The organism is Paenisporosarcina quisquiliarum (assembly GCF_027563315.1).
In the GTDB taxonomy this organism is placed as follows: Bacteria; Bacillota; Bacilli; order Bacillales_A; family Planococcaceae; genus Paenisporosarcina; species Paenisporosarcina quisquiliarum.
The window spans coordinates 1-19,435 of the sequence record NZ_JAMKBJ010000011.1; the positions used below are offsets into that span (position 1 = coordinate 1).

The following is a 19,435-nucleotide window of genomic DNA, read 5'->3' on the forward strand; positions in this document are numbered from 1 at the left end:
TCATGGAAGTTTAAATTATCTTTCACCTTGCCAGTTTTTAAGACGTTTTCAAGAAAATAATGGCCATTCACAAAAGATTAGTCTTTAATTTTTAAAGATGGTGTCTAAATAGAGGGGGCCAAACCGTCAACGTCTATAATTCCTACGTCAACTTCAATTTCTCCTACGTCAGCGTCACTTATTACAATTAAGCGTAATGTTTGTCCTACAGCAACAACTGATAACGCGTTCACACTATATACGATATAGAAATAAGCTTCGCACAACCGGATAAAAATTGAAGGGACCAGCCAAAATTCCATCTTTAGCTGGTTTTTTCTCGAAACGAGGTGTCGAATCTTTCGTTACCCAAAAGCACTTACACATGGGACGATGAGATTCCAGGCAAATGCATCGAGAAAGACTTTTCCTAGTCAGATTCTATTTTTAAACAAGTCTTTTTTCATCCTGAGAAAGTTAAGTTACCTATTGTACTAAATTTTTTGAAAAAAGACTATATCTATGAATAGAGAGAGTGAGGTTAGTCAAAATTGAGGAGATAGAAAGGATAGTGATAAGAATGAAAGCAATACACTTTATAACAATATCTTCAGCACACGCCTTGGTCTTCACCATTATGTTGAAGTTTCTGTTTGTATTTGATTATATTACATGGAATCCAATACGTTGGACTCAAAAATGGCAAGTGTTTTCCGCGGCACACCCATTTGTGAAATGGATACTTACTTTCCTCGTTATTTTTTTAGTTATTAATATTACGATGGGCCTGTTTTTACTGATTAAAAAAATGCCTGCATTTGCCACTTCAATCGTTGTCGGATTGGCCATTTGGATTTTGTTGGAATGGAGTATTTATCAAGATTTTTCACATATCAGTTGGAACTCGATTCCTATTGTAGCTTCGATATTAATCATAAGTCGAGCGCTTGCTGAGACAATTGTTTATTATGATCAAGAGGTTTACGAGGACAAACGAAAGTAGTTGCTGCAACTATTTGTTATGATAAAATGAAGGGGGCACGATGGAACTGGAGGGAAAAAGATGAAAATTCTTTGTTTAAATGGACCGAACCTGAATCGTTTAGGTAAACGTGAACCTTCTATTTACGGACATGAGACATTGGAAGATTTGGAACAAATGATGATAACCCGAGGAAAGCAATCGGAAGTTCACGTCCAATGCAAGCAATCGAACCATGAAGGTCAATTGATCGATTGGCTTCATGATGCTGAAGATGATGAAATAGATGGCATTATTTTCAACCCGGGAGCGTATACGCACACAAGTTACGCGATTCGTGATGCCATTTCTTCTATAACAGTTCCGGTAATAGAGGTTCATATTTCCAATATCCATAGCAGGGAAAGCTTTCGTCATCAATCTGTCCTGGCTCCTGTATGTGTCGGTCAAATTTGTGGTCTGGGAACATTCGGTTATACATTAGCACTAGAAACATTTTTACATAGAAGAAAAGGGGAATCTTAAATGGAGAAATTGTCTAAATTACGTTCAGCATTAGAGGAACATCAGATTGATGCATTGCTTATTACAAGCGGTCACAATCGCCGATACATAACTGATTTCACGGGGACGGCTGGTGTAGCAATCGTTTCTAAAGATCAAGCGGTTTTTATTACGGATTTCCGTTATACGGAACAAGCAGCAAAACAAATCCAGAACTTTGAAATCGTTCAACATACGAAAACGATGTTGGAAGAAGTCAGTGTGCAACTGGAAAAAATGAATGTGAAAAAAGTAGGTTTCGAGAAAGACGACATGAGCTATGCGATGTATGAGAGCTATAAAAAAGCAGTTAACACAGAACTTGTACCCGTATCTGGCCTTATTGAGAAAATCCGCTTGATTAAGACGCCTCAAGAGATTACTATTATTAAGGCTGCCGCTGATATTGCCGAAGCGGCTTTTGAACACATCCTAACATTTATTGCACCTGGCAAAACGGAATTGGAAGTTTCCAATGAACTTGAATTCTTTATGCGCAAACAAGGTGCAACATCTTCTTCATTCGATATCATTGTAGCATCAGGACTTCGATCAGCACTTCCACATGGAGTTGCAACGGATAAAGTCATCGAAAAAGGCGATTTTGTTACATTGGACTTCGGTGCATTGTATAATGGATATGTATCTGACGTAACAAGAACTGTAGCTGTCGGGGAACCGAGTGAAAAATTGAAAGAAATTTATCAAGTTGTCTTAGATGCACAATTATTGTCTCTGGAGAAAATTAAACCAGGTATGACTGGTATTGAGGCAGACGCAATCGCTCGTGATTATATTAAGTCCAAAGGATACGGGGAAGCGTTCGGTCATTCATTAGGACATGGTATCGGATTAGAAGTACATGAAGGCCCTGGATTATCGTTCCGTTCGGAAACAGTTCTCGAAGAAGGTATGGTGATTACGATTGAGCCAGGCATTTATTTACCTGGTATCGGTGGGGTTCGTATTGAAGATGATGCAGTTGTGACAGCGACAGGACTTGAAAAATTAACACATTCTACAAAAGAGTTACTTATCTTATAATTTTGGAGGAACACTCATGATTTCAGTAAACGATTTTAAAACAGGTTTAACAATTGAAGTAGACGGCGGGATCTGGCGCGTACTAGATTTCCAACACGTAAAACCAGGTAAAGGTGCTGCTTTTGTTCGTTCGAAATTACGTAACATTCGTACTGGCGCAGTGAATGAGAAAACATTCCGTGCTGGTGAAAAAGTGGAAAAAGCTCAAATTGATAACCGCAAAATGCAGTATTTATACGCAAATGGCGATACACACAACTTCATGGATACTGATTCGTATGAACAAATTGAACTTGATTCAAACCAAATCGAGTACGAATTGAAATTCCTTCGTGAAAACATGGAAGTTCAGATCATGCAATACCAAGGGGAAACTCTAGGGGTTGAATTGCCAAATACAGTTGTTTTGGAAGTTACAGAAACAGAACCAGGTATTAAAGGCGATACAGCAAGTGGCGGAACAAAACCTGCGATTTTAGAAACAGGTCTTTCTGTACAAGTTCCTTTCTTCATCAACCAAGGTGATAAATTAATCATCAACACATCAGAAGCGGCTTACGTTTCAAGAGCTCAATAATTAAAGGATTAATATGCGAACACAAGCTTGGATTCGCATATTCCTAATGACACGTAAAATAAAAAAAGAGTTGCTAATTGCACATTGTGCAGTTGGCAACTTTTTTTCATGTCTTCGCCCGTTTTTGCATACGATGAATAGACAGAGGAGGGGACAAGTCGGAATTTATGGATGTAATTCGAGTGGCGGGAATTGGATTGATTCTTGCATTGTTGCACCTTTTCTTTGAACAGACGGGGAAAAAAGAATTCTCATTTTTTTTATTTGTATTTGGATATCTGTATATGACCGTGGAAATGTTGCGTTTTCTACGTTTCTTCTTTGAAGAAATCACCACTTTTTTCGAATGGCTTACCATTTCGGTGTAAGATATGCAAATCATCCTGGTCACAATCGTAATTATGTTTCTGATGTTGTTGCTAAAGCAAATCCTTCCGCAATTTTCACCTCTGATTCTCAGCTTTTTCTTTTTTATTTTACTCTCAAATATTTTATTCCAAACGCTCTTTCCAATCGTTAGACATGTACTAGAACAAGCACCGAAAGAAGCACTTCCCATTGCACGGGTACTGTTAATCTCTGTATTCCTGACATTTTTAGGAGAAGCGTTGATTGAATGGTGTCGAAATTTAAATCTGAATACGTTTGTTCCAATCATATCTGTAAGTTGTCATGTATTGATTCTCACCTATTGGTTGCCACTCATACAGCAAATGTTTAATACGCTGACTCGGCTTTTGATCGAATAATTTTAGGTGTAAAAGAGGTGGGAAGGTTCATGCTTGAACCCTTGTATACCTATTTTTTTGGTGTAACCCGATACTTTATCGTACTACTCATCGCAATTATTTTTGCGATGATTATCGATATTTTATTTCCTGAGGCCAAACGATGGACAAGGTTATCCCTTTTTTGTATTGCGGTGCTGTACACTCTGACGCCAGCAATTGATGCGATGCATATTATGCAGCAATTTGCGCGACAGATGGTAACTGTTTTTATGAGTGTCTATCCCGTATTGACGGCTGGTTTGTTGATGAATAGCGGAACGATGGCATTTTCTATTTGGAATCCTGCACTCTATGTATTTATTCAATTTACCGTGGTGCTTACCGAGAGAATTCTTATCCCGTTATTAATGACCACTATCCTGCTAGATTTCATCAGTCGTTTCCATCCGGCTACCCCGTTTTCAAAACTGACCGATATTATACGGACGTCTTTACTCAGTATCGTTTCCGCAGTTGTCGTTATCTATAGTTTTTTCATTTCAATTCAAGGCTTCATTTCCTGGAACATCTCAAGTGCAGTTACAGAACCCATCAAAAAAATCATTCAACAAAACATTCCGTTTGTGGGTTCTTTTTTTTCCGAGAGTTTAAGTACATTTACACGTTTTTCATCATCCATCACCTCCATTACCGGTGGTGGTATTGCATTTACCATACTCCTGGTTGTGTTGATTCCTACATTAAAAACAATCAGTATTGCATTTTGCTATCGATTGGTGGCCGCAATTATTGAACCATTCGGACCTGAGGATCTGGCCAGTTTTCTGGATGATATCGGCAAATCGATTTTCGTCTTAAGTATTTTATCTTTCTTGATTGCCTTCGCCTTTTTCTATACGGCCATTTTCATTGTGATATTGGTTAAATTCTCGATGCTGATGAGGGGTTCATAATGGCTGATTGGTTAAAAGGATTAGTGTTCATTATTCTTCTCAGTGAGATCCTTCAGGCAATTTTTCAGAACTCTGATTCCACAGATAAGATTGAGGAATATACCAAACTGGGACTAGCCATGTATATCTTATTGTTTATCTCTTCTTTTTTCTATGAATAGTTGAGGAATGCTTGTCATATAGTTTATCAAATGCCTGTCTCACTTAAGAGAGGAGCGTGATTCCATCCATTAAAACGAATCGAATGAAAAGCGGGATCCTGCTCGCTAGTCTCTTGGTATTCATGGTGTTTTTCTTGTTCAGTGAATCCATATTCACCAAGCAATCTAACACATCCAGTCAGTCACAAGATGCAATAACGCAAGAAAACTCATTGAAAACGGCATTGGAAAAAATGGCTGGGGTAGGTGAAGTCGAATTATTCTTTTATACAGGCACGAACGAGCCTCATCAAACAGTTACGGAAAAACCTAGCTTTGCCTTGTTTGATCAGACAACCAGTGATCAATCAACTATTCAATCCGTATTGGTAGTAGCCAGTGGAGCGGATCAAGCAAAAACCAGATTAATGTTAAAAGAATATTTATCGGCAGTTTTATTGCTGCCAGAACATCGAATTGTCGTCGTCCCGATGGATGAGAAAGGGGTTTCTAAATGAAAGTCAAAAAACGTACAGTGTGGATGCTAACTCTATTAAGTTTGGTAGCAGTAATTTCGGTGTATTACGTGAACGAACCCAACAATATGCCCTTTGATGGTTTAGCTATTTTCTCAGATGAAGAACTTGATCAAATGAAGGTCGATGACACAACTGCAGATGAATCAGTGACACCAGTATATGCTCAAAGTGCGTTATTTGAAGAAATGAGAATGGAATTACAAAACGAACGCAGTCAGTTAAAAGAACAATTGACAGCAAGAATTGCTTCAAACGAAATGTCGGCTGACGAAGTGAATGAAGCGTACTCAACAATGGATGATTTAACAGTACGCGAATCAACGGAAGCTATGCTTGAAATGCTCATTCGTTCACTAGGATATTCAGATGCCTTGGTACAAACAGATACAGGTAAAGTGGATGTAACCGTTATCGCTGATGAACTTGGAAAATCCCAAGCAAATGAAATTATTCACACTGTCATGAAACAATGGGAAGATGCGAAAAAAGTAACGGTAACATTCCAACCAGCTTCATAATGAACGAAAAGGGCCGAATTTAGGTCCTTTTTTTTTCGAATAAATGAGATTAGTAGTGTGTTACTTTTGGTGAGCAGACGCTCAGTCTGACTTTTAGCGATTGACATCTGAAAAAATGAAGATGACGTCTGAAAATCGAGGCACGACGTCTGAAAAAACGATCATGACGTCTGAATCACCAATGATCAATTCTCGTTAAAATTTTCCGCACCATGCACTGCTTTATATTCCAGGAATAACCACGCAAAAAGGTATTTGTTCTGTTGTCAAGACTCTTATTGTTATTTTCAGGTTTCAATAATAAGAGCAGAATTGTATTTATAAGCTACAATAGTGGATTAATAATTAATATCTAACTTCTCCGAACTTTCCGAATTAGTACCAACTCTTAAAAAGTTTTGGTTATCTATTTCAAATTTTCTCAATAACGTCTAAAATAGAAGAGGTACGTAATTCGATACGAGGTAAGGGGAGTTCGGAATGTTAAAAGTACAAGAAATTCGTGAAATTATTAAATTAATTGACCATTCATCAATCGATGAGTTTATTTACGAGTCTGAAGGCACAAAAGTGAAACTGAAAAAAAATGGTGTACAGGTAACTACTGAAACGGTGGTTCCTCAACCGAAACCAGCAGCACCTGCTGTTGAAACTCCAGCTTCAGTAGAAGTAAATCCAGCACCGGTTGCTCCAACTGCTAAAGAAGCAAAAGCTGATGTTGAAGTTAAAGAATCAGCTGTAAATGATGCTTCTCTACATCAAATCACTTCACCAATGGTAGGGACATTCTATCAATCTTCCTCACCGGATACGCCGGCGTATGTTCAAGTAGGCGATAAAGTAACGGAAGATGGCGTTGTATGTATCGTAGAAGCAATGAAATTATTCAACGAAATCGAAGCAGAAGTGTCTGGCGAGATTGTAGAAATTTTAGCAAAAGATGGACAACTCGTAGAGTACGGCCAACCTCTGTTCTTAGTAAAAGCGAACTGAGGGGGAACGGATGATGAAAAAAGTTTTAATTGCCAATCGTGGTGAAATCGCGGTTCGTATTATTCGTGCGTGTAAAGAGTTGGATATTGAAACAGTTGCTGTCTATTCGGAAGCAGATCGTGAAGCGTTGCATGTTCAAATGGCGGATGAAGCTTATTGTATCGGTCCAAAACAATCGAAAGATAGTTACCTGAACTTCAGCAATATCATTAGCGTTGCAAAGTTGACGGGTTGTGATGGTATTCATCCTGGATATGGTTTCTTGGCTGAAAATGCAAGTTTTGCTGAGCTGTGTGAACAATGCAATATCACGTTCATCGGTCCAACTTCTGACGCTATCTCAAGAATGGGTACAAAAGATGTTGCGCGTGAAACGATGCGAAAAGCTGGCGTTCCTGTCGTGCCTGGCTCTACAGGCATTGTAGCGGACGAAAAAGAAGGTTTGGAAATCGCCCGTGAAATAGGCTTCCCAGTCATTATTAAGGCAACTGCCGGTGGTGGCGGTAAAGGGATTCGTGTGGCACGTACGGAAGAAGAACTGGTCAAAGGCATTCAGATTACTCAAAAAGAAGCTGCGGCTGCTTTCGGCAACCCGGGTGTCTATATTGAAAAGTTCATTGAAATCTTCCGCCATGTTGAAATCCAAGTTTTGGCTGATAATTTCGGAAATGCAATTCATTTAGGTGAACGTGATTGTTCAATCCAACGTCGTATGCAAAAACTGGTAGAAGAAGCGCCGTCTCCAGCTTTATCTCCGGAAATCCGTAGTCAAATGGGCGATGCGGCTGTAAAAGCTGCTCAAGCAGTGAACTATCGCAGTGCGGGAACAGTTGAATTTATATTCGACCATATTAATCAAAAGTTTTACTTTATGGAAATGAATACACGTATTCAAGTTGAACATCCTGTTACTGAAATGGTAACTGGCATTGATTTGATTCAACAGCAGCTTAAAGTAGCTTCTGGCGAAACGTTAGCGTATACGCAGGAAGACGTGACCATTAAAGGATGGGCAATTGAGTGTCGTATCAATGCAGAAAATCCTTCGAAAAACTTCATGCCTTCAGCTGGTAAAGTTGAAATGTATCTAGCGCCGGGCGGTAACGGTGTACGTGTGGATTCAGCAATGTATTCAGGCTACAGCATTCCTCCATACTATGATTCAATGGTGGCCAAACTGATTACTTTCGCGGATACCCGTGAAGAAGCAGTTGCAAAAATGAAGCGTGCGCTAAGTGAGTTTGTTGTGGAAGGCGTTCATACAACAATTCCTTTCCATGCGAAATTGATGGACCATGAAGAATTCAAATCTGGTGATTTCGATACGAAGTTTTTAGAGAAATACGACGTCATGAATTCCTAGGAAAGGATGATTGAAATGGCTGAAAAAACAACAACAGCTTATTTGCAGATGACTCCTGCTGGTAAGGAAGAGTTAGGTAAGATCGAAGTAGCTCCTGAAGTACTCGAAGTAATCGCAGGCATTGCCACAACAGATGTTGAAGGAGTGGCAGGTACACGCGGAAGTTTTGCAACAGGAGTTGCCGAGCGTTTAGGCAAAAAAGTTCACGGTAAAGGGATCAAAACTGAGTTGACTGACCAAGGTCTTTTTGTTGAAATTTATTGCACCGTGAAATATGGCGCATCAATTCCTAAAGTAGCTAAAGAAGTGCAAAGCCAAGTGCGTCAAGCAATCTTGAATATGACACTGCTTGAAACACAGGAAGTAAATGTTCATATTACGGGCGTCCAGTTTGAACAGCAAAAAGAAACAACTAACGAATAACCTTAAACATCGTTCGGTCAATCCGAACGATGTTTTTTTCTGAACATTCGAACTTCCCTTTGAGGATGTCTTGTGTACGCGAAATATGCTATGATGTGTTCGAATGCATATAAAAGGAGACTACCCATGAAACGTAGAGAAGCTCGTGAAAAAGCGTTGCAAACTTTGTTTCAGTTAGAGAACACGGAGTTAACAATTGAAGAAGCAATGAGCCACGTTTTAGATGGCGACAATGATTCTTTCTATGAAAAACTTGTTCGTGGAACGACTGAACAGCTGGCGCAAATAGATGAATCACTTAAAACAAAATTAGAGAACTGGTCTTTGGATCGTTTACCTAAGATTGAACGCACAGTATTGCGTTTGGCAGTTTATGAATTGTTATTTATGCAAGATGCACCTTCAAAAGTCGTAATGAATGAAGCGATTGAATTATGCAAAACGTTTGGTGATGAGAAATCAAGCAAGTTTGTAAACGGAGTTCTATCTAAATATACGGTCGAAACTTCTAACTGACAACAGGGGGAATTAAGACATGTCGAGTGCATTAATTAGCGGAAAAGAAATTGGACAAGAGATACGCGATGATTTAACCGAACGAATCATTTACTTGAAAAATCAAGGCATTACTCCGGGCTTAGCGGTTATTTTAGTTGGTGATAACGCAGCTTCGAAGACCTATGTTTCCAATAAACAAAAAACGTGTGAAGCACTTGGCATGAATTCTCGTTTACTTTCTTTTGAGGCGGACTTAACGGAAAGTGAACTTTTGCAAACGATACATTCTTTAAATCAAGACCCTAGCATTCATGGCATTTTAGTACAATTGCCGTTACCGGTACACATTGGAGAATCAGCTGTATTGGCTGCCATAGATCCAGCGAAAGATGTGGATGGTTTCCATCCCATCAGTGTTGGAAAAATGATGCTCGGACAGGAAACTTTCCTGCCTTGTACGCCATATGGAGTGATGAAACTCCTGGAATTCTCTGGGATAGATCCCGCAGGCAAACATGCAGTTGTAGTAGGACGCAGCCACATTGTCGGAAAACCAATGGGCCAATTACTTTTACAAAAAGATGCAACCGTTACTTATGCGCATTCCAAGACACCCAATCTAAAAGAAATTACCTTACAGGCGGACATACTTGTGGTTGCAGTTGGTAAAACAAAAATCATAACGAGTGATTATGTTAAAAACGGTGCCGTCGTCATTGATGTCGGCATGAATCGGGATGAAAATAATCGTTTATGTGGGGATGTGGATTTTGAAACGGTAAAAGAAAAAGCGTCATACATAACTCCAGTTCCAGGTGGAGTCGGACCCATGACAATCACCATGTTAATGGCCAACACCGTGCAATCCGCAGAAAATGAGTTGCGTCAAGACAAATGAAGTTAAAACAGGTAAAATAAAGGGAAGAAGCTGTTTTTCTTATAGAAAGACAGCTTTTCTATTTCTTCTTCGTGAGGAGTTTGAATGCACGTGACTGCAACTTCATATTTAACAGTGAAAGCACTGACTAAATACATAAAAAGAAAATTTGATGCGGATCCCCATTTGCGTAATGTTTACGTCAAAGGGGAATTATCCAATGTCAAAATACATACGAGTGGACATATTTATTTCACCATAAAAGACGATCAAACAAGGATGCCTGCCGTCATGTTTGCGGCTCAAGCAAGAAGTTTGAAATTCAGACCAGAAAGCGGAATGAATGTCCTTTTGCAAGGTGATGTAAATGTTTATGAAGGGTCAGGCCAATATCAGTTATATGCTCAAGTAATGCAACCAGATGGAATAGGTGAATTGTTTGTGGCGTTTGAACAACTGAAAGAAAAACTGGCGAAAGAAGGGCTTTTCCATCCTTCGAGAAAAAAACAGATTCCTAAATACCCTCAAAAAATCGGGGTCATCACAGCTTCCACAGGAGCGGCGATCCGCGATATCGTTACGACGTTAAGTCGACGTTATCCGTTAGCGGAAGTTATTATTTTTCCTGCTTTAGTTCAAGGCGCGGGTGCGGCACCGAGTATCGTCAAAGCATTAAAACGTGCTCATAGTTATCCTAATTTGGATGTTTGTATCGTCGGGCGGGGTGGCGGTTCGATTGAAGATTTATGGGCTTTCAACGAAGAAATTGTTGCAAGGGAAATCGCGAACAGTACCATCCCTATAATTAGTGCTGTAGGTCATGAAACGGATACAACAATCGCTGACTTTGTGTCTGATCTGCGCGCGCCAACTCCCACTGCTGCAGCAGAACTTGCTGTTCCAAATCAACTGGATTTGCTCGAACGAGTATCTAATAGAAAGTCACAAATGGTTTCAATTGTGACAGCCATCTTATCGCAGGAGCGAAAAAGATTAAATCGGGTTGTATCTGCATATCCTCTTGCATACCCAGAAAGATTGTATCGCCCATTTGTTGAAAGGCTGACGCGAGCCAATGAACAGTTGGAGAAAAATGGACGGGCAATTTTACAACAAAAACAACAACAGCTTGCGCAGCAAACCATGCGTTTGACTTTGCAAAACCCGCAGAGAATGGTATTACAACATCAAAAAAATGTAATCAGTTATGAACAACGATTGCAGCTGGCTGCTCAAAAAAATGTGCAGGCTAAGGGTCGATCGTTCAGTAACATGATTCAGTTACTGGAAGCATTAAATCCATTGAAAATAATGGATAGAGGCTACAGTCTAACGTACCAGAATGACCAGGTTGTCAAATCAATTGAAGAGATCAATCCTACTCAGCCACTTCATATCAAATTACAAGATGGAGTCGTAATTGCATCGATAGAATCTATTAACAAACAGTCTAAAGGAGAATCATCATGACAAAAAACACTGTATCTTTTGACCAAGCCATTGAACAATTAGAAGAAATTGTGCGTCAGTTGGAGCAAGGCGATGTCCCTCTTGAGGATGCCATTTCTCTTTATAAAAAAGGCATGGAATTGTCAACGGTTTGCCACGAGAAGCTGCATAATGCAGAAAAACAATTGATTTCCATTATGGATGATAGCGGTGAAAAAGTTCCTTTTGATGCTATTGAAAATGAGGACGCAACCCGATGACTTTTCTTCAAACTTTTACCGAAGTGCATATTCCTAAAATCGATCAGCAATTGACTAAGCAAATCCAGTCAATAAATGCACCTGATATTTTAAAAGAGGCCATGAATTATTCTTTGGCGGCAGGTGGCAAAAGAGTAAGACCTTTATTTTTACTAGCTGTCCTTGATTTTTTTAAAGTGCAACATTCTGAAGCAACAACTGTTGGAGCAGCAATAGAAATGATCCATACCTATTCTCTCATCCATGACGACTTACCGAGCATGGATAATGATGACTTCCGCAGAGGGAAATTGACCAATCATAAAGTTTATGGCGATGCAATGGCTATATTAGCTGGAGATGGATTATTAACTTACAGTTTCGGTGTTCTTTCACGTCTGAAATCCGTTTCACCCGACAATAAACTTGAACTCATTCAGCTAATGAGCGAGGCAGCAGGAGCTGAAGGAATGGTTGGCGGACAAGTTCTGGATATTGAAAGCGAAAGAAAAACCATTTCAGTAGAAGAATTGGAAACCATACATATCAACAAAACTGGTGCACTTTTGACATTTAGTATTGTAGCGGGGGCAATTTTAGCTTCTGCTGATGCTCATGCAAAGAAGGCATTGAAAGATTTCGGTTTCCATATCGGACTGGCCTTTCAAATACAGGATGACATTTTAGATATCGAAGGCACAACGGAATCTTTAGGGAAAACGGCTGGAAAAGACGTTGCAAGCGAAAAAAATACGTATCCAGCATTATTGACTCTCGATGGAGCAAAAATGAAACGCGATTGGCATTATAACCAAGCCATCGAATCACTTCGCCTTATTTCAAGTGAACCTGGTCTATTAGATGAATTAGCTGCTTTTATCGTTAATCGCAACAAATAGTTATCAGGTAAATGTTTGTACATTCAGTTGACATTGATATAATGAAAGATAATAATCGCAAGTATTGTGTAAAGGTGTGTGATGTCGATGGATTTAAATACAATTACAAGTCCATCCTTTATAAAAGATTTAACTCACGAAGAACTATTGACGTTAAGTGAAGATATACGTTCGTTTCTAATTGAAAAATTATCGATCACTGGTGGACACATCGGTCCAAACTTGGGTGTCGTCGAACTGACTGTATCTCTTCACCGAATTTTTAATAGTCCTGATGATAAATTTATATGGGATGTTGGACATCAAGCGTATGTCCACAAAATTTTAACGGGTCGGGCTAATCAATTTGATACACTTCGCCAATTTAAAGGGTTGTGTGGTTTTCCAAAACGCATTGAAAGTGAACATGATGTTTGGGAGACAGGTCACAGCTCTACTTCCTTGTCAGCAGCAATGGGTATGGCGGCTGCAAGGGATATCAAAAAAGATAAAAATCATATTATCCCAATTATCGGTGATGGTGCCCTGACAGGCGGAATGGCACTGGAAGCATTAAATCATATCGGTCATGAAAAAACGGATATGATTGTTATCTTGAATGATAATGAAATGTCGATTGCACCTAACGTTGGTGCACTTCATACCGTACTAGGAAAACTTCGTACAGCCGGTAAATACAACAAAGCAAAAGATGAGTTAGAGTACTTGCTGAAAAAAATTCCAGCAGTAGGCGGGAAATTGGCAGCGACGGCCGAACGAGTAAAAGACAGCTTAAAATATTTACTAGTTTCAGGTGTGTTTTTCGAAGAACTTGGATTTACGTATTTAGGTCCTATTGACGGACATAATTACGAAGATTTGCAAGAGAATTTATTATATGCCAAGAAAATGAAGGGACCAGTATTGGTTCATGTCATTACGAAAAAAGGCAAAGGGTACCGCCCTGCTGAAGAAGATAAAATCGGTACTTGGCACGGAACAGGTCCTTATAAGATGGAAACTGGTGCATTCGTAAAATCATCGACAACTGCTCCGTCTTGGAGTGGATTGGTAGCTGAAACCGTGCGTAAACTTGCTCGTGAAGATGAGCGAATTGTCGCTATTACACCTGCAATGCCGGTAGGTTCGAAATTAGAAGGCTTCGCTTCTGAATTCCCTGGACGCTTCTATGATGTTGGAATTGCTGAGCAACATGCAACTACAATGGCTGCAGGTCTTGCTACGCAGGAAATGAAACCGTTTTTAGCGATTTATTCAACTTTCCTTCAACGCGCATATGACCAAGTATTACACGATATATGTCGACAAAATTTAAATGTCTTTATCGGTATTGACCGTTCAGGTTTAGTCGGTGCAGATGGTGAAACACATCAAGGCGTATTCGATATATCGTTTTTACGACACTTGCCAAACATGGTAATTATGATGCCTAAAGATGAAAATGAAGGCCAACATATGGTGAAAACCGCCATTGATTATAATGATGGCCCGATTGCTTTGCGCTACCCAAGAGGAAATGGTATTGGAGTTCCGATGGATGCAGATTTAAAAGCGATACCAATCGGTTCATGGGAAGTTTTGAAAGAAGGTACGGATGCGGCGATTTTAACATTCGGTACAACAATTCCGATGGCAATGGAAGCTGCAGCACGACTATCTCTTGAAGGTATTCAAGTAGAAGTAATTAATGCAAGGTTCATAAAACCACTAGATGAGAGAATGCTCCATCAATTAGTTGAGCGCGATCTTCCACTATTCACAGTTGAAGAAGCGATTTTACAAGGTGGTTTTGGCAGCAGTATTTTGGAATTCATACAAGATCATGAGTATACGGGCGTCTCTGTCAGTCGTATGGGGATTCCAGACCAATTTATTGAGCACGGAAACGTCGATGAATTGTTAAATGAAATACATTTAAATTCCGATGAATTAGTCACGCGTATACAAAATAAAATGAATAAGATTGGTAAGGCTGGTACTCACGTATTATGATAAAAACCCCAAAAGAAAGAGTCGATGTCCTTTTAGTGGAACGTGGACTTTGTGAAACAAGAGAAAAAGCAAAACGAGCTATTATGGCTGGAACTGTTTATACGAATGAACTTCGTTTAGAAAAACCAGGCGAAAAAATTGCCATTGATTCTCCTTTGCAAGTGAAGGGGAATGAACTGCGCTATGTCAGCAGAGGCGGCTTGAAACTTGAAAAGGCACTTGAATTTTTTCAATTGGATGTAAAAGATAAGTTAATGCTCGATATAGGAGCCTCCACTGGCGGTTTTACTGACTGCGCCTTGCAAAACGGAGCACGTCACTGTTATGCGTTGGATGTAGGTTATAATCAGCTTGCCTGGAAAATCCGCCAAGATGAACGAGTAACGGTTATGGAACGTACCAATTTCCGTTATGTAACAGCAGCTGACTTAGCAGAAGGTATGCCGGAATTTGCAACGATTGATGTTTCATTTATTTCGTTGAAGCTAATTTTGCCTGTTCTAAAAACTTTGCTGGTGCCTGGCAGCGATGTCATAGCGCTGGTAAAACCTCAATTTGAAGCAGGAAAAGCAAATGTCGGGAAAAAAGGCGTTGTGCGCGATCCCAAAGTGCATGTAAACGTACTTCAAACAATCGCGAGCTTTGCACAACAAACCGGCTTCACGCTAAAAAATGCTTCTTTCTCACCAATTACAGGTGGGGAAGGGAATATTGAATTTTTGTTTCACTTAGTAGCTACTGAGGAAAATGAAACAACCTTTACAGAAGAACATTTAAAAGAAATTGTGCGTGAAGCACATTCACAACTATCATGACACGGCCTACATTGTAGGTCTTGTCAGACGTATACAAACAAAAAATTGAGTGAAAATAGCTACACTATAGAAAAAGTACCAATGCATGCAAATGTTGATTTCCTTTGCGGCGGACGCGTTTCGCGGGCACGGTTTCAGTCTCCTCGTCACTTCGTTCCTGCGGGGCCTTCAACTCGTGCTGTTCCCGCTGAAGTCGCCGCCTCCACTCCAATCAACAGAAATCGCTTTTAGCAGTGTTTCTCTTTCATAATATTTATTTAGGAGTAGGAAAAGTGGTCGGCTATTTCTGAAGACTCCTGCGGAAAAAACGGAACAAGCTAGACCCCACAGGCTCAGTTGTCATAGACAACTGAGCCGAGGAGGCTGGCGTTACGTCCGCGGAAAGCGAAATAAATAGCCGACCACCTTCTTATTTTGATCTAGGGTAAAGAATAGAATCCGACTTTTTTATACTGTAATTATTATTAATAATCTTTTATCGTCAATCTGACACGGCCTACTTTGTAGGCCGTGTTTTTCTTGTACGCAAGACCAGTAAATGGTACGATATTAATAATTAAGCATAATTATTCATTTTTAGGAGTGACCATATGATGAACAAGGGGCAAAGACATATACGGATTCGCGACATTATTTCGAATCATGAAATTGAAACTCAAGATGATTTAGTAGAGATTCTGAAAAATGCCGGATACAATGTAACGCAAGCTACTGTTTCCAGAGACATTAAGGAACTTCACTTAGTCAAAGTTCCTTTACAGGACGGACGTTATAAATATAGCCTGCCGGCTGATCAACGATTTAACCCGATGCAAAAACTGCATCGTGCATTAACGGATGCTTTTGTAAGTATCGACGGTGCAAGTCATTTTCTTGTAATGAAAACGTTGCCAGGGAATGCCCATGCAATTGGCTCTTTAATCGATCACTTGGATTGGAAAGAAATACTTGGGACGATCTGTGGAGATGACACATGTTTAATCATTTGCAAAGATACCGACGAGCGAGATATCATTCGGACAAGATTACTTGAAATGCTTTAAAAAGAGGTGATTCATTGTGCTAAAAGAATTATCAATAAAAAACTTTGCCATAATTGAAGAAGTATCAGTGAGCTTTTCTGATGGTTTGACGGTTCTAACCGGCGAAACAGGGGCAGGAAAATCGATCATTATTGACGCTGTTCACTTACTGGCCGGTGGAAGAGGTTCGCAGGAATTTATTCGACACGGAGCAAAAAAAGCAGAGCTTGAAGGATTGTTTTTCATACAGAATGCTCAGCATCCTGTTTTTCAGAAACTGCAGGATGTCGGAATTGAAGCAGATGATGATTCTGTAATTTTACGTAGAGATATTAACGATCATGGTAAAAGTGTTTGCCGGGTCAATGGGAAATTAGTTACTATTGCGATTTTGAGAGAAATTGGCGGGTCATTGATTGATATACATGGACAACACGAAAGCCAGGAATTGATGGATGAGCGTTTACATATTTCCTTGCTTGATCAATTTGCAGGAAGTAAAATACACCGAGCAAAAGAAAGTTACAATGGTCTTTATCAAAGATACATAAAGTTGAAAAAAGAATTAGCTTCAGTCAGTGACAATGAACAGCAAATTGCCCAAAGAATTGATTTGTATCAATATCAGATCAATGAAATTGATGCCATGCAATTAATTGAAAATGAAGACGAAGAACTCCAAATGGAACGTAAGAAGTTTCAAAATTACCACAAGACATTTGAACGTATTTCTGCTGCATACGAAGCTTTGAATGGGGAGTCAAAAGGTTTAGATTGGATCGGAAATGCCATGAGCGAACTTGAAGACATTGCTTCATTTGATGAATCGTATAAAGAGCAAGCAGAACTTGTATCAAATTCTTTCTATTCACTCCAGGAATTGTCCTATCAACTGAAAAATGAGATGGACGAATCGGAATTTGATGAAGAACGGTTAAATGTCATTGAAGAAAGATTAGCTGCGATTCAATCATTAAAAAGAAAATACGGGAATTCTATAGAAGAAATTCTTTTATACCGACAGAAGATAGGTGATGAACTGGATGCTCTTGTGAATAGAGATGAACGCATTCAGCAACGTCAAAAAGCGTTAGATCAGGTGGAAAAAGACTTGGAAGTTGAATCTAAAGAACTAACGCTAATCAGAAAAAAAGCAGCAAAAAAACTGAGCGAAGCTATAGTTGTACAGCTTCGTGAATTATTTATGGAAAAAGCTACTTTTGAAGTAATTTTCAAATCTACGAACGTTTTTGATAAAAACGGAAAAGATGATGTATCTTTCTATATGTCAACAAATGTAGGGGAACCTGCAAAACCGATATCAAAAATTGCTTCGGGCGGAGAGCTATCAAGAATGATGCTTGCCCTAAAAGGGATTTTTTCAAAACACCAAGGAATTACTTCTATCATTTTCGATGAAGTGGACACAGGTGTAAGCGGAAGGGTTGCTCAGGCAATTGCTGAAAAAATAGCTAACATTTCCCGTTCTTCACAAGTATTGTGTATTACGCATTTGCCTCAAGTTGCTGCGATGGCTGATCAGCAATTATTAATTGAGAAACAAGTTATGGGCGAACGGACGATGACGAAGTTAACGGCAGTAACTGGAAAAGACCGCGTCCAAGAGTTAAGTCGTATGATGTCCGGTGCTGAAATTACTTCGTTGACGCTGGAACATGCCAGTGAATTATTATCAATTGCAGAGCAACGAAAAAAAATATCGCATGTATAAAATCGTCAAGCACTGCTGCTACAGCATGTGCTTTTTTTTTTCGAAAATTTACCGTTCATAACAATGCGGTTCAGACACATAGTAAGAACATCCTGTTAAACGGAGGTGAAATATGCGATGTGTTGCGAATAAAAGGATTGTAACCATGTTTTTGGGATTCTTGCTTTTGCTACCAGCTCATTCGTTGGCCGAGAAGAATGACAATGCTTTAATCCCGCTTGGACAGTCTATAGGTGTGCAATTAAAATTAGAAAAACCAACATTTGTTCATGACGTTCTAATCAATGATAAATGGTGGTTCAAAAGTGGAGACCAAGTAATTTCTTTAAATGAAAAAACCATCGGCTCTATTGCCGATTGGAAAAAATTAAGCAAAAATGTAAATGAAGAGCAAGTATCCATCGAAATCCTTCGTGAAAATAAAAGAAAATCTGTATTAGTATCAACAGATAAGTTGGAAAGTATGCTTCCTTTCATTCGTGATCACACCGAAGGTATTGGAACCATCACTTACGTTGACCCAAAAACCAAGGAATATGGAGCTCTTGGGCACCAAATAGTGGATCAACAAATTTCACAACCTCCGCCATTTTTGGGTGGAACGATTTTCTTATCTGAAATTGCCCGAATACACAAAAGCACGCCTGGTAATCCAGGATACAAAATTGCCAAACAGGCAGCTGTTCATGTTCAGGCAGGCAATGTAAAACAAAACACGGTTTATGGTGTTTTTGGGGAATTGCTTGAATCTGATATGCAACAAGGAGACGCAATTCCGACGCTGACTGCCAGAAATATAAAAAAGGGTAGTGCGGAGTTGTTTACGGCAATCGATGGAAATGATGTTCAAGCTTATGATATCGAAATCATAAAAGTCGAAGAAACAACATTTCAGTTCATCGTCACAGATCAGGAACTGATTAAAAAGACCGGCGGAATTCTCCAAGGGATGAGTGGTTCTCCAATTATACAAAATGGGAAATTTGCTGGAGCCATCACACATATGGTGGTGGATAATCCTGTTAAAGGAGCAGCCATCCCAATCCAAGAGATGATGAAAAAACATCCATGATAAAATTTTTTACCACACTGTAAAAAGTGTGGTATTTTTTTGCGTTATTGTTTAT

At 39.4% G+C, this 19,435-nt stretch carries 23 protein-coding genes; all 23 read left to right on the forward strand.

Annotated features, from left to right (window positions below; all coding sequences use genetic code 11):
• Positions 1 to 559: 559 nt before the first annotated feature.
• Positions 560 to 982: a hypothetical protein gene (locus tag M9R32_RS12215; RefSeq protein ID WP_269927015.1), complete on the forward strand. Its 423-nt coding sequence runs from the start codon at positions 560 to 562 to the stop codon at positions 980 to 982.
• A 60-nt stretch (positions 983 to 1,042) separates the two neighbouring features.
• Positions 1,043 to 1,486 (forward strand): type II 3-dehydroquinate dehydratase, encoded by a 444-nt coding sequence (gene aroQ, locus M9R32_RS12220; RefSeq protein WP_269927016.1) that lies wholly within the window; start codon positions 1,043 to 1,045, stop codon positions 1,484 to 1,486.
• Positions 1,487 to 2,548 carry a M24 family metallopeptidase gene (locus tag M9R32_RS12225; RefSeq protein WP_269927017.1) on the forward strand — a complete coding sequence of 354 codons (1,062 nt, stop codon included), beginning with the start codon at positions 1,487 to 1,489 and terminating at the stop codon, positions 2,546 to 2,548.
• Positions 2,549 to 2,564: 16 nt separating this feature from the next.
• Positions 2,565 to 3,125, forward strand: coding sequence for an elongation factor P (gene efp / locus M9R32_RS12230; RefSeq protein ID WP_269927018.1), 561 nt, complete (start codon positions 2,565 to 2,567; stop codon positions 3,123 to 3,125).
• A gap of 167 nt (positions 3,126 to 3,292) precedes the next feature.
• Positions 3,293 to 3,493, forward strand: a complete 201-nt coding sequence (locus M9R32_RS12235) for a SpoIIIAC/SpoIIIAD family protein (RefSeq protein WP_269927019.1) — start codon at positions 3,293 to 3,295, stop codon at positions 3,491 to 3,493.
• Positions 3,494 to 3,496: 3 nt separating this feature from the next.
• A complete protein-coding gene (locus tag M9R32_RS12240) occupies positions 3,497 to 3,874 on the forward strand; it encodes a hypothetical protein (RefSeq protein ID WP_269927020.1) in 378 nt (125 codons plus the stop codon).
• Positions 3,875 to 3,903: 29 nt separating this feature from the next.
• Complete coding sequence (locus M9R32_RS12245; protein WP_336283212.1) at positions 3,904 to 4,809, forward strand: stage III sporulation protein AE; 906 nt, start codon at positions 3,904 to 3,906, stop codon at positions 4,807 to 4,809.
• The gene (locus M9R32_RS12250; RefSeq protein ID WP_269927022.1) at positions 4,809 to 4,970 is read left to right on the forward strand and encodes a hypothetical protein; all 162 of its coding nucleotides are present in this window, start codon (positions 4,809 to 4,811) and stop codon (positions 4,968 to 4,970) included. The genes M9R32_RS12245 and M9R32_RS12250 overlap by 1 nt, the downstream gene beginning before the upstream one ends.
• Before the next feature lie 56 nt (positions 4,971 to 5,026).
• Positions 5,027 to 5,467 carry a hypothetical protein gene (locus M9R32_RS12255; RefSeq protein ID WP_269927023.1) on the forward strand — a complete coding sequence of 147 codons (441 nt, stop codon included), beginning with the start codon at positions 5,027 to 5,029 and terminating at the stop codon, positions 5,465 to 5,467.
• Positions 5,464 to 6,006: a SpoIIIAH-like family protein gene (locus M9R32_RS12260; protein ID WP_269927024.1), complete on the forward strand. Its 543-nt coding sequence runs from the start codon at positions 5,464 to 5,466 to the stop codon at positions 6,004 to 6,006. Before M9R32_RS12255 ends, M9R32_RS12260 begins: the two co-directional genes overlap by 4 nt.
• Positions 6,007 to 6,486: 480 nt before the next feature.
• Positions 6,487 to 6,999, forward strand: coding sequence for an acetyl-CoA carboxylase biotin carboxyl carrier protein (gene accB, locus M9R32_RS12265; protein ID WP_269927025.1), 513 nt, complete (start codon positions 6,487 to 6,489; stop codon positions 6,997 to 6,999).
• A 10-nt stretch (positions 7,000 to 7,009) separates the two neighbouring features.
• A complete protein-coding gene (gene accC, locus M9R32_RS12270; RefSeq protein WP_269927026.1) occupies positions 7,010 to 8,362 on the forward strand; it encodes an acetyl-CoA carboxylase biotin carboxylase subunit in 1,353 nt (450 codons plus the stop codon).
• A gap of 15 nt (positions 8,363 to 8,377) precedes the next feature.
• The gene (locus M9R32_RS12275) at positions 8,378 to 8,785 is read left to right on the forward strand and encodes an Asp23/Gls24 family envelope stress response protein (RefSeq protein ID WP_269927027.1); all 408 of its coding nucleotides are present in this window, start codon (positions 8,378 to 8,380) and stop codon (positions 8,783 to 8,785) included.
• 126 nt (positions 8,786 to 8,911) lie between these two features.
• Positions 8,912 to 9,301: a transcription antitermination factor NusB gene (gene nusB, locus M9R32_RS12280; RefSeq protein ID WP_269927028.1), complete on the forward strand. Its 390-nt coding sequence runs from the start codon at positions 8,912 to 8,914 to the stop codon at positions 9,299 to 9,301.
• A 19-nt stretch (positions 9,302 to 9,320) separates the two neighbouring features.
• Positions 9,321 to 10,181, forward strand: a complete 861-nt coding sequence (gene folD / locus M9R32_RS12285; protein ID WP_269927029.1) for a bifunctional methylenetetrahydrofolate dehydrogenase/methenyltetrahydrofolate cyclohydrolase FolD — start codon at positions 9,321 to 9,323, stop codon at positions 10,179 to 10,181.
• Positions 10,182 to 10,271: 90 nt separating this feature from the next.
• Positions 10,272 to 11,630, forward strand: a complete 1,359-nt coding sequence (gene xseA / locus M9R32_RS12290) for an exodeoxyribonuclease VII large subunit (RefSeq protein WP_269927030.1) — start codon at positions 10,272 to 10,274, stop codon at positions 11,628 to 11,630.
• Complete coding sequence (locus M9R32_RS12295; RefSeq protein ID WP_269927031.1) at positions 11,627 to 11,869, forward strand: exodeoxyribonuclease VII small subunit; 243 nt, start codon at positions 11,627 to 11,629, stop codon at positions 11,867 to 11,869. The genes xseA and M9R32_RS12295 overlap by 4 nt, the downstream gene beginning before the upstream one ends.
• On the forward strand, positions 11,866 to 12,747 hold the full coding sequence (locus M9R32_RS12300) for a polyprenyl synthetase family protein (protein WP_269927032.1): 882 nt from the start codon (positions 11,866 to 11,868) through the stop codon (positions 12,745 to 12,747). The genes M9R32_RS12295 and M9R32_RS12300 overlap by 4 nt, the downstream gene beginning before the upstream one ends.
• Positions 12,748 to 12,834: 87 nt before the next feature.
• Positions 12,835 to 14,739, forward strand: a complete 1,905-nt coding sequence (dxs, locus tag M9R32_RS12305) for a 1-deoxy-D-xylulose-5-phosphate synthase (RefSeq protein ID WP_269927033.1) — start codon at positions 12,835 to 12,837, stop codon at positions 14,737 to 14,739.
• Positions 14,736 to 15,554 carry a TlyA family RNA methyltransferase gene (locus M9R32_RS12310; RefSeq protein ID WP_269927034.1) on the forward strand — a complete coding sequence of 273 codons (819 nt, stop codon included), beginning with the start codon at positions 14,736 to 14,738 and terminating at the stop codon, positions 15,552 to 15,554. Before dxs ends, M9R32_RS12310 begins: the two co-directional genes overlap by 4 nt.
• Before the next feature lie 593 nt (positions 15,555 to 16,147).
• Entirely contained in the window at positions 16,148 to 16,597 is a 450-nt protein-coding gene (gene ahrC / locus M9R32_RS12315; protein ID WP_269927108.1) for a transcriptional regulator AhrC/ArgR, read from the forward strand.
• A gap of 16 nt (positions 16,598 to 16,613) precedes the next feature.
• Positions 16,614 to 18,308, forward strand: coding sequence for a DNA repair protein RecN (recN, locus tag M9R32_RS12320; protein WP_269927035.1), 1,695 nt, complete (start codon positions 16,614 to 16,616; stop codon positions 18,306 to 18,308).
• Between the two features lie 145 nt (positions 18,309 to 18,453).
• Positions 18,454 to 19,380 carry a SpoIVB peptidase S55 domain-containing protein gene (locus M9R32_RS12325; RefSeq protein ID WP_269927036.1) on the forward strand — a complete coding sequence of 309 codons (927 nt, stop codon included), beginning with the start codon at positions 18,454 to 18,456 and terminating at the stop codon, positions 19,378 to 19,380.
• Positions 19,381 to 19,435: the final 55 nt, after the last annotated feature.